The 15,605-nt window shown below is 70.2% G+C and carries 15 protein-coding genes and 1 tRNA gene; 2 read left to right on the top strand and 14 right to left on the bottom strand.

The features are described from left to right. Window positions 1–12 precede the first annotated feature (12 nt). Window positions 13–288 (top strand): acylphosphatase, encoded by a 276-nt coding sequence (locus tag BLS25_RS10510; protein WP_056230345.1) that lies wholly within the window; start codon window positions 13–15, stop codon window positions 286–288. 1 nt (window position 289) lies between these two features. On the opposite strand, the gene BLS25_RS10505 is transcribed toward BLS25_RS10510, so the two are convergent. The 14 genes from BLS25_RS10505 to gabT form a co-directional block, all read right to left on the bottom strand. Beyond that, the gene (locus BLS25_RS10505; protein WP_074695553.1) at window positions 290–1,333 is read right to left on the bottom strand and encodes an NAD(P)H-dependent flavin oxidoreductase; all 1,044 of its coding nucleotides are present in this window, start codon (window positions 1,331–1,333) and stop codon (window positions 290–292) included. Window positions 1,334–1,362: 29 nt separating this feature from the next. Next, window positions 1,363–2,166, bottom strand: coding sequence for an amino acid ABC transporter ATP-binding protein (locus BLS25_RS10500; RefSeq protein ID WP_074695551.1), 804 nt, complete (start codon window positions 2,164–2,166; stop codon window positions 1,363–1,365). Continuing rightward, complete coding sequence (locus BLS25_RS10495) at window positions 2,153–2,818, bottom strand: amino acid ABC transporter permease (protein ID WP_056230356.1); 666 nt, start codon at window positions 2,816–2,818, stop codon at window positions 2,153–2,155. The genes BLS25_RS10500 and BLS25_RS10495 overlap by 14 nt, the downstream gene beginning before the upstream one ends. Window positions 2,819–2,906: 88 nt before the next feature. Then, window positions 2,907–3,710 (bottom strand): amino acid ABC transporter substrate-binding protein, encoded by an 804-nt coding sequence (locus BLS25_RS10490; protein ID WP_056230359.1) that lies wholly within the window; start codon window positions 3,708–3,710, stop codon window positions 2,907–2,909. A 204-nt stretch (window positions 3,711–3,914) separates the two neighbouring features. Next, complete coding sequence (gene rplA, locus BLS25_RS10485) at window positions 3,915–4,607, bottom strand: 50S ribosomal protein L1 (protein WP_056230364.1); 693 nt, start codon at window positions 4,605–4,607, stop codon at window positions 3,915–3,917. Window positions 4,608–4,618: 11 nt separating this feature from the next. Next, on the bottom strand, window positions 4,619–5,050 hold the full coding sequence (rplK, locus tag BLS25_RS10480) for a 50S ribosomal protein L11 (protein WP_013585556.1): 432 nt from the start codon (window positions 5,048–5,050) through the stop codon (window positions 4,619–4,621). A 298-nt stretch (window positions 5,051–5,348) separates the two neighbouring features. Further along, window positions 5,349–6,473, bottom strand: a complete 1,125-nt coding sequence (nusG, locus tag BLS25_RS10475) for a transcription termination/antitermination protein NusG (protein ID WP_074695549.1) — start codon at window positions 6,471–6,473, stop codon at window positions 5,349–5,351. Window positions 6,474–6,533: 60 nt separating this feature from the next. After that, window positions 6,534–6,809 (bottom strand): preprotein translocase subunit SecE, encoded by a 276-nt coding sequence (gene secE / locus BLS25_RS10470; protein ID WP_056230372.1) that lies wholly within the window; start codon window positions 6,807–6,809, stop codon window positions 6,534–6,536. A gap of 42 nt (window positions 6,810–6,851) precedes the next feature. Continuing rightward, window positions 6,852–6,924: transfer RNA gene (locus BLS25_RS10465), tRNA-Trp, on the bottom strand. Window positions 6,925–7,153: 229 nt separating this feature from the next. After that, window positions 7,154–8,515, bottom strand: a complete 1,362-nt coding sequence (locus BLS25_RS10460) for an NAD-dependent succinate-semialdehyde dehydrogenase (RefSeq protein ID WP_074695547.1) — start codon at window positions 8,513–8,515, stop codon at window positions 7,154–7,156. A gap of 22 nt (window positions 8,516–8,537) precedes the next feature. Continuing rightward, window positions 8,538–10,100, bottom strand: coding sequence for an APC family permease (locus BLS25_RS10455; protein ID WP_074695545.1), 1,563 nt, complete (start codon window positions 10,098–10,100; stop codon window positions 8,538–8,540). After that, complete coding sequence (locus tag BLS25_RS10450; protein WP_074695543.1) at window positions 10,097–10,969, bottom strand: universal stress protein; 873 nt, start codon at window positions 10,967–10,969, stop codon at window positions 10,097–10,099. The genes BLS25_RS10455 and BLS25_RS10450 overlap by 4 nt, the downstream gene beginning before the upstream one ends. Next, a complete protein-coding gene (locus BLS25_RS10445; protein ID WP_074695541.1) occupies window positions 10,966–12,426 on the bottom strand; it encodes a flavin monoamine oxidase family protein in 1,461 nt (486 codons plus the stop codon). Before BLS25_RS10445 ends, BLS25_RS10450 begins: the two co-directional genes overlap by 4 nt. 93 nt (window positions 12,427–12,519) lie before the next feature. Continuing rightward, window positions 12,520–13,869: a 4-aminobutyrate--2-oxoglutarate transaminase gene (gabT, locus tag BLS25_RS10440; RefSeq protein ID WP_176786350.1), complete on the bottom strand. Its 1,350-nt coding sequence runs from the start codon at window positions 13,867–13,869 to the stop codon at window positions 12,520–12,522. 92 nt (window positions 13,870–13,961) lie between these two features. On the opposite strand from gabT, the gene BLS25_RS10435 reads away from it, so the two are divergent. Next, window positions 13,962–15,491 carry a PucR family transcriptional regulator gene (locus BLS25_RS10435; RefSeq protein ID WP_056230387.1) on the top strand — a complete coding sequence of 510 codons (1,530 nt, stop codon included), beginning with the start codon at window positions 13,962–13,964 and terminating at the stop codon, window positions 15,489–15,491. Window positions 15,492–15,605 lie beyond the last annotated feature (114 nt).

Genomic DNA, 15,605 nt, shown 5'->3' with positions numbered 1-15,605 from the left:
GAGAATGGGCCGATGCGAACGGCGACGATGACGGTGAGCGGCCGCGTCCAGGGTGTCGGCTTCCGGTACTCCCTTCGGGCAGAGGCCGAGCGGCTCGGTGTCGGCGGGTGGGTGCGCAATCGCCGCGACGGCTCGGTCGAGGCGTTCCTCGCCGGAGACCCCGACGCCGTCGAGGCGGTGATCGCCTGGGCGCACGACGGACCGGCCGGAGCCCGCGTCGACGACGTCGACGTGATCGAGGGCACCGGGGAGTCGGCATCCGGATTCGAGATCCGCCCCACGGCCTGAGTCAGCCGGGCAGCCCCGCCCGCAGTTCGTCGATGACGTCCTCGGCGTCGTCCAGGCGGGACAGACCCGCCGACTGCCCCGCCCACAGCGACACGAGATCGCCGTCACCGCGCGCCGTCGCCGCGGCGCGGAACACCCCGGTGAGCCAGTTCTGCGCCGGGAAGGGGGCGATCAGGCCCGAGGCCTCGATCTCGCGCATGGCACGGTTCGGGATGCCACGCGCCAGCCGCCCGCTCATGGCTCGCGTGAGCACCGTGTCGGTGTCGGCCGCCGCCGAGATCGCCTCGCGGTGCGCCGCGGTGGCCGCCGACTGGCTGGTCCGCAGGAACGCGGTCCCGACCTGCACGCCCTCCGCCCCGAGCGCGAAGGCCGCTGCCACCCCGCGACGATCGGCGATCCCCCCGGCCGCGATCACGGGGATGTCCACGGCATCGACGACCTGCGGCACGAGAGCGAACGTGCCGACGAGCGACGACGACGCCTCCCGCAGGAACGACACCCGGTGTCCTCCCGCCTCCGAACCCGTCGCGACGACGGCATCGACACCCGCCGCCTCGAGGGCGACGGCCTCGGCGACCGTGGTCGCGGTGCCGATCACGCGGATCCCGCGCTCCCTCGCGGCGTCGAGGGTGCCGGCATCCGGGATCCCGAAGACGACGCTGAGCACGTCCGGACGCGCCTCGAGGACCGCGTCGAGCTGCGCGGCGATCGGCGGGAGGAAGGATGCCGGGGGTTCCGGCACCTCGACCCCGGCTGCGGCGAACAGGGGCGCCGCGGCGTCGAGGAACGGCCGCACGTCCAGGTCGGCGGGACCCACCTCGTCACCGCGCGGGAGCCACAGGTTGACCGCGACGGGGCGCGGCGTGGCCGCCCGCAGCTGCGCCACGGTCTCGTGGATGCGACCGGGCGCGTACCCGTAGAGGCCGTACGAGCCGAGCCCTCCCCCGTCGCTCACCGCGGCGGTCAGCGCGATCGACGACAGCCCGCCGAAGGGACCGAGGACGAGAGGGAGATCGATGCCGAGCAGGGTCTCGAGGCGGCTCATGCCTCGACGCTACTCCGCCCGACAGGAGGTCACGCGCGATCGGCGTCCGAGGGGTCGGGCCCGTCGAGGGGACGCAGCAGCCGGTTGAGGAAGCGCTGCGTGCGCTCCTTCTTCGGCTGGCGCAGGAGCTCCGACGGAGCACCGCGCTCGACGATGACCCCCTCGTCGAAGAACAGGACCTCGTCGGCGACCTCGCGGGCGAAGCCGAGTTCGTGGGTGACGATGACCATCGTCCACCCCTCGTTCGCGAGTTCGCGCAGGACGGTGAGGACCTCGCCCACGAGCTCGGGGTCGAGGGCGCTCGTCGGCTCGTCGAACAGCAGCAGAGAGGGCTGCAGGGCCAGAGCGCGCACGATGCCCACGCGCTGCTGCTGGCCACCGGACAGCTCCGACGGATACGCGTCGCGCTTCTCCGACAGACCCACGCGCGCCAGCAGCGTCTCGGCGCGGGCGATCGCCTCGGCCCGGGGCACGCCGTGCGCCTGAATCGGGCCCTCGATGACGTTCTGGATGACCGTCAGATGGGGAAAGAGGTTGTGGTGCTGGAAGACCATCGCCGATCGATCGCGCAGGGCGGTGCGGTCGCTCTTGGACACCTTGCGCGAGAAGTCCACGACCGGTCCCCCGTCGAACGCCACCACACCGGCATCCGGGGTCTCGAGGCCGTTCAGGCAGCGCAAGACCGTGGTCTTTCCCGAGCCCGAGGGGCCGATCAGGACGAGCACGTCGCCGCGGCGGACCTCGAGCTCGACGCCGTCGAGCACGCGGTTCATGCCGAAGCTCTTCTGCAGGCCCGAGACGGCGAGCAGCGGGGCGGTGTCAGTGGGCGACATGGCGGTCCAGCCTCTTTTCCAGGGCGTTCTGCCCGAACGACAACACCAGGCAGAACAACCAGTAGATCAGCGCGGCTTCGAGGTACACCGCCATGAACTCGTACGAGAAGGCCGCGATGGCCTGCGCCTGGCGGAAGAGCTCGGTGACGAGGATGAGGGATGCCAACGAGCTGTCCTTCACGAGCGAGATGAACGTGTTCGACAGGGGCGGCACCGACACGCGAGCGGCCTGCGGGAGGATGATGCGCGTCAGCGTCTTGCGCGGCGAGAGCCCCACCGTGTGCGCCGCCTCCCACTGCCCGCGCGGGACCGACAGGATCGCCGCGCGGATCACCTCGGCCGCGTATCCGCCGACGTTCAACGAGAAGGCGATGACGGCTGCGGGGAAGGGATCGATCGTGAGGCCGAGCGAGGGAAGACCGTAGAAGATCACGAACAGCTGCACCAGCAGGGGCGTGCCGCGGATGATCGAGATGTAGAACCGGGCGACGCCCGACAGCACCGCGTTCCGCGACAGCCGCAGCAGCGCCATGGCCAACGCGATCACGAGACCGATCGCGAACGAGGCCAGGGACAGCGGGATCGTGCCCGTGATCCCGGCCAGAACCATCGGCCAGAACGAGTCGACGAGCAGGGTCCAGATGTCGTTCATGGGCCTCCTTCCTCACGCGCGAGCGGATCATCCGCCTCCCACGCTACGGCGGGAGGGCGGATGATCCGCGGGGGTTTACTCCGAGGGGTTACTTCGTGACGTCGGCCCCGAAGTACTTGTCGCTGATCGACGCGAGGGTGCCGTCGGCGCGGAGTTCGTCGAGCGCACCGTCGACGGCATCCGCCAGCTTGTCCTGACCCTTCTTGAACGCGAAGGCGCTCTCGGAGGAGTCCTCCGTGGTCGCCGCGATCTTCAGGCCCGTGGGGCTGTTCGTCTTCTCGTAGTCGAGGTAGGTCAGCTGGTCGTTGACCGTGGCGTCCACGCGACCCTGCTTGAGCAGGGCGACCGCCTGGGCCCAGCCCTCGACGGCCTCGACCTGGGCTCCGCTCGAGGTGGCGAGTTCGTACCAGTTGCTCGTGAGCGACTGGGCGGTGGTCTTGCCCGACAGATCGGCGAAGCTCGAGATGGCGCTGTCGCTATCGGTGGTCACGATGACACCCCGCGAGACGGTGTACGGCGAGCTGAAGGTGTACTTCTCCTGGCGCTCGGGGTTGATCGAGACCTGGTTGGCGATGACGTCGAAGCGACCGGCGTCCAGGCCCGCGAAGATCGCGTCCCACTGGGTCTCCTGGAACTTCACCTGCAGGCCGAGCTTGTCGGCGACCGCCTTCGCGATCTCGACGTCGAAGCCCGTCAGCTCCCCCGCGCCCTCGTGGTACGAGAAGGGACGGTAGGTCCCCTCGGTGGCCACGGTCAGCGTGCCGCCCGAGACGAGGCCGAGGTCTGCTCCCGCGTCGGGGTTCGCTGCGGTGGAGCCGCCACTGCAGGCGGTCAGAGCGAGGGCGCTCAGACCCAGGGTGGCGGCGAGGACGGTCAGACGGCGACGGGGCATGGCTGTTCCAGACGTGTGTGATGTGGGGACCGCGCGGTGCGGGCGCGGGAGTGTCGGCGCGAAGCGCGCCCTCCAGCACAACACGATCGGGCGCACGGACCTTCCCGCATGACGCCGTGTTGCACGATCGTGCAGGCGCGGCGCCCCTCGGACACGCGAAAACCCCGCCGGCACAGGGCACGGCGGGGTGTTCGGTGACGGATGTCAGACGATGACGTTGACGTCCAGCGGGATGCCGGGGCCGAACGTGGTCGACACGGCGCCCTTCTGGATGTAACGACCCTTCGAGCTCGAGGGCTTGAGGCGGACGATCTCCTCGAGGGCGGCGGCGAGGTTCTCGTCGAGCTGCTCGGCGGTGAACGACGCCTTGCCGACGACGAAGTGCACGTTGGCGTGCTTGTCGACGCGGAACTCGATCTTTCCGCCCTTGATCTCCTCGACGGCCTTGGCCGGGTTGGGGGTCACGGTGCCGGTCTTGGGGTTCGGCATGAGGCCGCGGGGTCCGAGGACCTTACCGAGGCGACCGACCTGGCCCATGAGCTCGGGGGTCGAGACGGCGGCGTCGAACGACGTGTAGCCGGCCGCGACCTTCTCGATGAGCTCGGCTCCACCGACCTCGTCGGCGCCGGCGGCGAGAGCCGCCTCGGCCGCGGGGCCATTGGCGAAGACGATGACGCGCGCGGTCTTACCCGTGCCGTGGGGGAGGATGACCGTGCCGCGGACCATCTGGTCGGCCTTACGGGGGTCGACCGAGAGCTTCAGCGCGACCTCGACGGTCGAGTCGAACTTCTTCGAGCCGGTCTCCTTCGCGAGGGCGACCGCCTCGGTCGGGGTGTAGAACGTGTCGGCCGCGATCTTCTCAGCTGCGGCGCGGAATGCCTTGGACTTGGTAGCCATTGTTATCTCCCTCAGTCCTCGACCGTGATGCCCATGGAACGGGCGGTGCCGGCGATGATCTTCGAGGCGGCCTCGATGTCGTTCGCGTTCAGGTCGGGCTGCTTCGTGGTGGCGATCTCGCGAACCTGGTCCTTGGTGAGCTTGCCCACCTTGACCGTGTGCGGCGTGGACGAGCCCTTGGCCAGTCCGGCTGCCTTCTTGATGAGCTCCGCCGCCGGCGGGGTCTTCAGGATGAAGGTGAAGCTGCGGTCTTCGTAGACCGTGATCTCAACGGGGATGACGTTGCCGCGCTGGGCTTCGGTCGCCGCGTTGTAGGCCTTGCAGAACTCCATGATGTTGACGCCGTGCTGACCGAGCGCCGGACCGATCGGCGGCGCGGGGTTGGCCGCGCCTGCCTTGATCTGGAGCTTGATCAGGCCGGTCACCTTTTTCTTGGGTGCCATATCCTTTTCCTCTCTCGAGCGGGGGCCTCGCGGCTCCCTCTCTCCCGCACATCCGGCGGTTCCGGACAGCGGTCGTTGCGCACTGACGCACGCAACCTTGCCATTGTACGCGACGCCCGGCGTTTCGGCATCCCTCGCTCCCTCTCTCCCCCGCTCGCGCGCCCGCCGCGCTCCCCCACCGCCATCCCACTCCCACCATCGTGAGGGCGCGGGAGCGACGGCGGGGCGGGAGCGCGGGAGCGACGAACGCCCCGCCGGCCGGAGCCGTGCGGGGCGTTCGTGAGAGACGCGGGTGGCGTCAGATCATCTTGGTGACCTGGTCGAACGACAGCTCGACCGGAGTCTCGCGCTCGAAGAGCGACACCAACACCGTGAGCTTGCCGCTCTCGGGCTTGATCTCGCTGATCGTGCCGGGCAGGCCCGCGAACGAGCCTTCCTTGATCGTGATGGTCTCGCCGGTCTCGAAGTCGACCTCGGCGGGGATGACGCGAGCCGTGGTGGCCGAGCCCTTGGCCGCGGCGCCCTTGACGGGAGCGGACTCCTTGACCTCGACGAGGCTCTTCAGCATGTTGAAGGCCTCTTCGAAACGCAGCGGCGTCGGGTTGTGGGCGTTGCCCACGAAGCCGGTGACACCGGGGGTGTGACGGACGACCGACCAGGTGTCTTCGTTGAGGTCCATGCGCACCAGCACGTAGCCGGGGATGCGCACGCGGTTGACCATCTTGCGCTGGCCGTTCTTGATCTCGACGACGTCCTCCATGGGGACCTCGACCTGGTAGATGTCGTCCTCGACCTCGAGCGTCGACTTGCGCTGCTCGATGTTGGCCTTCACCTTGCGCTCGAAACCGGCGTAGGAGTGGATGACGAACCACTTGCCGGGGAGCGAGCGCAGCTCGGCGCGGAACGCCTCGTACGGGTCGGCGTCTTCGTCGGTGTCGTCGGCGTCGACATCGGTCGCGGCGTCGGCCGGCGACTCGGCTGCCTCGGCCTCGTCGACGACGGATGCCGCGGCGGAGACCTCGTCGACGAAGTCCTCGTCGAGCACGGGAGCGTCGGGCTCGCCGTTGACGTCGGGGCCGTCGTAGGGGGTGACCTCGTCGGCAGCCTCGGCGGCCTCTTCGGCCTGCTCCTCGGCGAGGGCGTCGGTGAGGACCTCGGCGGCGGCCTCGGCCTCGCTGGTCTCGTCGATCTCGAGAGCGTCGTTCACGATCGCGTCCGCCTCCGGGTCGGTGATGTCGATGTCGCCGAGGTCGGCGTCGTCGGTGTCGGTCTCGTCGTCGACGATGTGGACGGCCGTGTGCTCGGCCGAGTCGGAGGCGCGCTCCTGGGACTCGAGCACGTTGCCCTCTTGGGCTTCGTCGTCCTCGCTGGACTGCTCAGCGGCCGTCGCCCAGTCGGCGTCGTCGACATATCTTTCAGACACTGTGATCTCTTCCGTTCAGTGGCGGCCGCTCCTGGCGCCGCGCGTCCGCCCAGACGCCGGTCAGGCGCCGGCGGTACCGGGGACGCCGAAGACGGCGGTGGTGATCCACACGAACAACACGTCGAGGCCGTAGACGATCGCCATCATGACGACGACGAACCCGAGGACGACGGCGGTGAACTTGATCAGCTCCTGCCGCGTCGGCGTGACGACCTTGCGCAGTTCCGCGAAGACCTGACGAATGAAGAGGGCGATCCGCGCGAAGAAGTTGAGCTTCTTCTCGCGGGGCGCGCCGCGCTCAGCGACGATCTCGCCCTTCGCCTCGTCCTGCGTCATCGAACCACCTAGGTCTGTGTCTGTGCCAGCGTGCGCTGTGCGCAGGGCGGACAGGAATCGAACCTGCAACCTGCGGTTTTGGAGACCGCTGCTCTGCCAATTGAGCTACCGCCCTAAGATCCCGAGGGATCCAGGATTCGAAACCGGCCCTCTTTCCGCCTGGAATCCCTCGGGGAGGAATGCCACGTGCCCGGGGGCACGGCGAAAGAATGCAGATTTCGACTGCACTCCCCAGTCTATGTCATGTCCTCCGGGCTGGCGAACCGAGGCCACTCGAGGGACACCGCGCGTAGGAGAGTCGGCGTCTCCCGACACGAAGGACCGTGTCGGGAGACGCCCGGGAATCACGCCGTGCGGATGAGCTTCTTGTTGACGAACTCGTCGGCCGCCAGCAGACCCATCTCGCGCGAGGTGCCGCTGCGCTTGACCCCGCCGAACGGCAGCTCGGGCGAGTCGGCGAGGACCACGTTGACGTAGACCATGCCGGCCTCGATGCGATCCGCGATGCGCTGAGCCTGCTCGGCATCCGTCGTGAAGACGTACGAGCCGAGGCCGTATCCGGTGTCGTTAGCGAGATCGACCGCCTCGTCCTCGCTCGAGACGCGGTAGACGGTACCGACGGGCCCGAAGAACTCTTCGCCGTACGCGTCCATCTCGCTCGTGACGCCGGTGAGGACGGTCCCAGGGAAGAAGGCGCCGTCGCGGGTTCCGCCGACCTCCACGGTCGCCCCCTGGGCCACCGCGCGCTGCACCTGCTCGTCGAGGCGCTCAGCCGCCGCGAGAGACGACAGAGGGCCGAGCACGGTGTCGTCGGCGAAGGGGTCGCCGACCTTCGCCTCGCCCAGCGCCGCCGTGAACTTCTCGAGGAAGGCGTCGTAGAGCTCGTCGATCACGAGGAACCGCTTGGCGCCGTTGCACGACTGCCCGTTGTTGTCGAGGCGCGCGTCGACGGCCGACTGCACAGCGGCATCCAGATCATCCGTCGACAGCAGGATGAAGGGGTCGGACCCGCCGAGCTCGAGCGCGACCTTCTTGAGGTTGCGGCCCGCGATCTCGGCGACCGCCGCACCCGCGCGCTCGGAACCGGTGACCGAGACGCCCTGGACGCGACGGTCGGCGATGATGGTCGCCGCCTGGTCGTTGGTCGCGCGGATGTTCACGTACGCGCCCTCGGGGAGCCCGGCGTCGCGGTAGATCGCCTGGAGCGCCTCGGCCGACTCCGGGCACTGCGGCGCGTGCTTGAGGAGGATGGTGTTGCCGACCGCGAGGTTCGGGGCGGCGAACCGGGCAACCTGGTAGTACGGGAAGTTCCACGGCATGATGCCGAGCAGCACGCCCAGCGGCGACCGGCGGATGACCGCGGTGCCCGCGCCCAGGATCTCGAGAGGGCTGTCGCCCGTGATCTTGTCGATGTTGTCGGCGTAGTACTCGGTGATGTCGGCGGCGAAGTCGACCTCGCCGAGGGCGGCCTCGAGCGGCTTGCCCATCTCGCGCACGATGATCGCGGCGAGATCGTCACGCCGATCACGGTGCAACTGAGCGACGCGGCGCAGGGCCTCGGCGCGCTCGGCCGGGGCGGTGCGCGACCAGACGCGGTATCCGTCGTGGGCGGAGGCGATGGCCTCTTCGACCCCGGAATCGCTCAGCGTGTCGTACTCGGCGAGGGTCTCACCGGTGGCGGGATTGACGACGGCGTAGTCGCTCATGGTGCTCCTTTTCGTTTCGTTGTCAGGACGTGATGCGGCGGCGGCGGGCGCTGGCGGGCGCTTCGCGACCCAGGGTCTCACCCCGGAAGAAGCCGGGGCTGGCGATGCGCTGCGCGACCATGAGGACGAGGCCCGCGACGATGATGACGACCGTGATCACGAACACGAGACCCACACCGCCGATCTCCGAGCCCGAGCCGTAGTCGGGGCTGGCACTGTCGATGAGGGTGGTCACGAACAGCACCGCGAGGATCACGCCGCCCACGAGGGGCGCGAGCAGCGTCAGGAGGACGTTGCGCACCGAGTCGAACCACTGCTTGCGGAAGTACCAGACGCACGCGAACGCGGTGAGCCCGTAGTAGAAGCAGATCATCGCGCCGAGGGCCGTGATCGTGTCGGTCAGCACGTTCTCGCTGAGCACGCGCATGACCGCGTAGAACACCGAGGCGACGATCGCCGAGACGATGGTGGCGTAGCCGGGGGTGAAGAAGCGCGGGCTGACCTTGGCGAACTTTTTGGGAAGAGCGTCGTAGTGCGCCATGGCCAGAAGCGTGCGCGCCGGGCCCACGAAGGTCGCCTGCAGCGAGGATGCCGAGCTGGTGAGCACCGCGAGCGAGACGAGGAACGCGAGCGGCCCGAGAATCGGCCCCGACAGGTGGAAGAAGACGTTCTCCTGGATGTCCTCGTTGCCCAGGCCCAGCTCCCCCGTGCCGTTGCCGGCGAACATCAGCAGCGCGACGGCGATCAGCAGGTACAGCGCCACGATGAGGAACACCGTCACGGTGGCGGCCCGACCGGGCGTCTTGTCGGGGTCCTTCGTCTCTTCGTTCATGGTGAGGATGACGTCCCATCCCCAGAAGATGAAGATCGACAGCGAGAGCCCGGCGGCGAACGCGCTGAACGAGTCGACCTCGAAGGGGTTGAACCACGACAGCTGCACCGGGCTCGCATCGAACGCGTTGCCGTTCATCATCTCGACGACCGCGGCGCCGGCGAAGACGAGCAGCACGACGATCTGGAAGCCGACGAGACCGTACTGCAGACGCTGCGTGGTCTGCAGGTCGCGGTACGACACGATCGTCGCCAGCAGCATGAACAGCAGGCACACCGCGATGTTGATCGGGACGACCCGCGTGAGCTCGGCGATCTCGGGGTTGCCCGTGACCTGTGCGATCAGCAGGAACAGGAAGTCGACGGCGATGCCGGCCAGGTTCGACAGCACGATGACCGTGGCGGCGATCAGGCCCCACCCGGCCATCCACCCGACCCAGGGGCCGAAGGCTCGAGCCGCCCAGGTGAAGGAGGTGCCGGCATCCGGCATCCGCGAATTCAGTTCTCGATAGCCGAGGGCCACCAGCAGCATCGGGATGAACCCGACGAGGATGATCGCCGGCACCTGGAAGCCGACCGCCGAGACGGTCGGGCCGAGCGCTCCGGTGAGCGTGTAGGCGGGCGCGATGGTCGAGACGCCGATGACGACGGCGCCGATCATGCCGATCGAGCCGACGCGGAGTCCCTTGTTGGAGATGCCGGTGGTGACGGCGCTGTCGGGTGCGGGGCTCGCGTCGTTGCGAGGGGTGGTCATGAGGAAGCCTCCGAGGTGCGGGGCACCACGATCATGGGGACGGGAAGGGCGCGCAGGATGCGCCCGGCGGTGGAACCGAGGAAGAGGCGACGCGGTTGCGCGAGACGGCTCGAGCCGACCAGGGCGACTTCGCCCGGCATCCAGTCGATGCGAGAGACCGCGTCCTCGATGTCGGATCCGGCTCCGACCAGGGCCTCGGCCTCGATCTCGGCGGGGAGGGCGGCGCGGACCGACTCCAGCACGCTCTCGGCGTGGGCCTGACCGGTCAGCCGGGTCAGCGACGCGTCGACGCGCCCCGGAAGATCGACGCCCGCGAGCGAGAGGAGTCGCAGCAGTGCCTTCGCCCGGCGGGAGACGGATGCCGCCGTCTCGAGCAGGACGTCCGCCCCGGGGCGCGTGCCGATCGCGGCGGTGATGCGCGGGAGCCCCACACCCGGGTCGACGTCGCGCGCGCCCTCGGGGGCGAGGGCGACCGGGACGGGCGCTGAATGCACGAGCTCTTCGGCGGTGGTGCCGAGGCGGTGTCGACCGCGCGGCCCTCCCCCGCCGGTACCGACGACAATCACGCCGGCGTCGAACTCCTCGGCGGCGGCGACGAGACCGTCCGACACCGCCTGCGCGAAGCGGACGTGACCGCGAATGCCGGGGTACGGTGCCACGGCCTCGCGCAACCAGCCGCGGGCGGTGTCCTGCACGAGCCGCTCGTAGCCGGCATCGGTCGGGATCGAGACGTTGTTCTCGGCGGAGGGAAGCACGACCACTGCGTGCACGGGGGCGTCGAGGGCCGCGCCCAGACGCGCCCCGAGCGCGAGCGCGTCGGCACCGGCGTCGGTCGCGGTGTATCCGACGACCACGCGGCGCGCGGTCATCCGCGCGTCCGCTCGAGGATCTCGGCGGCGGCGCGGCGGCCCTGACGGATGGCGCCGTCGACGTGCTGGAACCCGGCACCGGCCATGTCGCTGCACGCGAGGTGGATCGCGCCGACGGGCTCGCGGAGGTCGGCACCGTAGCGGTGCAGACCGCCCATGTCGAAGCTCGCGGCGTACGCCCCGCGGGTCCACTCCTCGGTGCCCCAGTCGCTCTCGTAGTAGACGACGGGGTTCTTCGCTTCGGGGCCGTAGTAGTGCGACAGCGACTCGAGGATGCGCTCGCGGCGCTCCTCGGCGCTGAGCCGGAACAGGTCGTCGGCGTTGTGGTCCGAGACGAAGCCCACGAGGGTTCCGCGCTCGTCGCCGTGGTTGGTGTTGTCGTAGGCCTCGTGGGCGAGCTCGTAGGGGCTGAAGGCGGTGCCCGACAGGCCCTTCTCGCGCCAGAACGGCGTCTCGTAGACGGCGTGCACCTTGATGACGAAGCCCATGGAGATGTGCTGGTGCATCTGGTGCTGCAGGCGCGGCAGCGGGGGCTCGAACGAGATGCGCGAGTACAGCACCGGCGCGAGGGCGAGGATCGCGAAGCGCGCGCGGACCGTCGCGCCGTCGGCGATCACGGTGACGCCGTCGGTCGAGGACTTCGCCGCGTCGACGCGCGCGGTCAGGGCGCGCAGGTCGTCGACCCGCTGCCCCGTCGCGCTGTCGGCGGAGCGAGCGGGCGTCGGCGCCTCGGCACCCCAGACGATGCGGCGCACCGGCTGGTTGACGATGACGTCGTCGCCCAGACGCTCGGCGAGCATCTCGGGCACCTGCTGGAGACCGCCGACCACGCGCTTGTCGAGGATGAAGTCGGCGTCGACGAGGTTCGAGTACGAGCCCGCGGATGCCGCCATGTGCAGCGACTGCAGCAGCGAGAACGTGTGCGTGGGCTTGGTGAGCATCGCCGAGCCCGTGGCGAACGCGAGGTTGCGGATCGCCTCGTCGTCGTCGGTCTGCTGGCGGAGCCACGCGTCCCACGAGATCGCATCCCACTCCGCGGCTCGGGGGTGCGCCCACGGCCGGTCGGGGTCGATCTCGGCGACCATGGCGTCGAGGCGCGCGGTGACCTCGTCGATGACCTTCTCGGTCTCGGGCGCGACCGGGAACATCTCGCCCGTGAACCGCTTCGCCTCACCGTCGGGACCGACGTACACGCTGTCGCCCTCGCGGTAGCGGCTGTACAGGGGCAGGCCGAGGTCGGCGGCGGTGTCGATGAGGGCCTGCTGGTCGGGCGAGACCCACTGGCCGCCGAGCTCGAGCATGGCGCCGTCGATGACGTCGGTCCAGAGGCGACCGCCGACGCGGTCGCGAGCCTCGAGCACGACGACCGAGAGGCCGGCCTTGCGCAGGTCGTTTGCGGCGGTGAGGCCGGCGGCGCCGGCTCCGATGACGACCACGTCGCGGGTGATCTCGTCCATGAAAGCGTCCTTACTTGTCGTGCGTCTGTGCGAACTCGGAGTGGCCCCGACGGCGGCGGGCTCTCGGGTCTTCCGCCGCCGTCGGGACGGCTGTCAGCTGTGGGCCAGGGCCGCGGCGACGACGTCGAGACCCTCGGTCAGCAGGTCGTCGCCGATCGACAGCGGCGGCAGGAACCGGATGACGTTGCCGTAGGTGCCGCAGGTGAGCACGATCACGCCCTCGCCGATGGCGGCCTTGGCCACCGCGGAGGTGAGGGCCGCGTCCGGCGCACCGGTCGCGGGGTCGACGAATTCGGCGGCGATCATCGCGCCGTGGCCGCGGACGTCGCCGATGCGCGGGTCGCTCTGCTGCATCTCGCGCAGGCGGCCGAGCAGCAGCTCGCCGATCTCGCGGGCGCGCTCGACGAACCCTTCGTTCTCGAAGGCGTCGATCGAGGCCAGGGCGGCGGCGCAGGCGATCGGGTTTCCGCCGTAGGTGCCGCCGAGGCCGCCGGTGTGCGTGGCGTCCATGATCTCGGCGCGGCCCGTGACCGCCGCGAGCGGCAGACCGCCGGCGATGCCCTTGGCCGTGGTGACCAGGTCGGGCACAATGCCGAAGTGCTCGCTGGCGAACATCGCGCCGGTGCGGGCGAAGCCCGACTGCACCTCGTCGGCGATGAAGACGACGCCGTTGTCACGGCACCAGTCGACGATCGCGTTGAGGAAGCCGTCGGCGGGGACGATGAAACCGCCCTCACCCTGAATGGGCTCGATGATGACAGCGGCGAGGTTCTCGGCGCCGACCTGCTTCTCGATCAGCGAGATGGCCTTGGCCGCGGCATCCGGTCCCGAGAGTCCGTCACGGAACGGGTACGACAGCGGAGCGCGGTAGACCTCGGCGGCGAAGGGGCCGAAGCCGCTCTTGTACGGCATGTTCTTGGCCGTCAGCGCCATCGTGAGGTTGGTGCGGCCGTGATAGGCGTGGTCGAACGCGACGACGGCCTGACGACCGGTGAACTTGCGGGCGATCTTGACGGCGTTCTCGACCGCCTCGGCGCCGGAGTTGAACAGCGCGCTCTTCTTGGCGTGGTCGCCGGGGGTGAGGCGGTTGAGCGCCTCGGCGACGGAGACGTACGAGTCGTACGGCGAGATCATGAAGCAGGTGTGGGTGAACGCCGCCACCTGATCCTGCACGGCCTTCACGACCGCGGGGTGGGCGTTGCCGACGCTGGTCACGGCGATGCCCGAGCCGAGGTCGATGAGCGAGTTACCGTCGGCGTCGACGACGACTCCCCCACCGGCGGCGACGGCCTGGATCGGCACGGTGTGGCCGACTCCGGATGCCACGGCGGCGGCCTTGCGCTCGAGCAGCTCCTGCGAGCGCGGGCCGGGGATGGCGGTGACGAGGCGGCGCTCCTGCGGAAGGGTCGGACCGCCGACGAGGGGAAGGGTGTCGAGGCTCATGCCGGCGATGCTACGGACGCCGCGACGCGCCGCGCACTCTCCCCCCTGTACAGTCGCAGGCACTGTCATATACGAGTCGTACAGGAGCTGACATGGTCGACACTGCCGTCGCGCCGCCGAGTCTGCGCGCCCTCCTCGCGCGCCGTGACCTGCGACTGCGCCTCGTCGCCGGCGAGGACGAACTCCCGGCCGGGAGCATCGATCGCCCCGTTCGGTGGGTGCACTCCAGCGACCTCGTCGACCCCACCCCGTTCCTCAGCGAGGGGCTCGTCCTGCTGACGACGGGGACGCAGTTCGCCGACACGGACGACTACACCGCGTACGTGTCGCGGCTGCTCGCCCGGGGCGTTCGAGCCCTGGGTTTCGGCACCGAGGTCGTACGCGACGGCATCCCGGTGGGCCTCGCCGCGGCCTGCCTCGCCGCGGGCGTGCCGTTGTTCGAAGTTCCCTACCGCACCCCCTTCATCGCCGTGGCCCGCGCCGGTGCCGAGGCGATCGCCGCGGAGTCCTACGCTCGGCGCAGTTGGTCTCTCGCGGCGCAGCGCGCGGTCTCGCTCGCAGCCCTGCGCCCCGACGGCCTCTCGGCGACGCTCGCCGAACTGTCTCGACAGCTGGACTGCTGGGTCGGCCTCTTCGACGCGGCCGGCACCCTGAGCACCGAGCACCCGGCGGGTGGACTCGGCGCGCCCGCCCTCGACGTCGTCGCCGCCGAGGTCACGACGATGCTCCGCCGCGGCACGCGCGCGGCATCCACCGTGCGCCCGAACGACACCTCGGTGAGCCTGCAGACCCTGGGCCGCGGCGGGCACCTCCGCGGCGTGCTCGCGCTCGCGGCCGACGACCTCGACCACGAGGCGCGCAGCGTCGTGACCGCCGTGGTCGCGATGGCCGCCCTCGCCCTCGAGCAGCAGGACGGGCTCGGCCGGGCCATCGGCACCTTCCGCGCCGGTCTCGTGCACTCGCTCGCGACCGACGATCCCGCGCTGGCCCGACGCGCGGGCCGCGATCTGTTCGGCCCGCTGCCGACCGCCCCCGTCGTGGTGGCGGTGACGCCCGCGGCATCCACTCGTTCCACCGCCCTCACCGAGTGGCTCGAGCTGCGCGCGCAGGAGCGTCGCGGCGAGATGTTCTTCGGTCGCGGTGACGACGGGCTCGTCATCGTCGTTCCCGCCGCAGCCCGCGACGCGCTGGCCGAGGTCGCCGACCGGTTCGAGATCGTCGTCGGGTGCTCGGCGCCCACCGGCTACGACGCCTTCTCGGCCGCCCTGACCCAGGCGCGCACCGCGCGCGACCGGCTCGCCACTCCCGGCGTCGCCGACTTCGCCGACACCGCGCGCGCGGGTCTTCTGGCCGCCCTCGGATCCGAGGCGGCGCGCACCGTCGCCGCGGGTGCCCTGGTTCCGCTGCGGACCTACGACGAGGCGCAGGGGTCCGCGTTGCTCGAGACGTTGGACGCCTGGCTCGCCCACGACTGCTCGCACGAGGCGACCGCGCAGGCCCTCGGCATCCATCGCCACACCGTGCGCGCCCGGGTCGCCCAGGCCGAGCGCGTGCTCGATCGCGACCTGTCGTCGTTCTCCGCGCGCGCCGAGCTGTGGGCGGCGCTGCGGCTGGCCGAGTAGCGCGGGCTCCGTCGTACGGAGCTGACGCCCGATACGCCGGATGCCGGCACCCCCGGGCCCGCGCGTCGCCCGCCCGATCCGCACGACGGGGCGACCGCACCGCCGTGACGCGGA

Source organism: Microbacterium testaceum StLB037, assembly GCF_900104345.1.
Taxonomy (GTDB): domain Bacteria; phylum Actinomycetota; class Actinomycetes; order Actinomycetales; family Microbacteriaceae; genus Microbacterium; species Microbacterium testaceum_A.
This window is presented reverse-complemented; position numbering and strand designations above follow the sequence as displayed.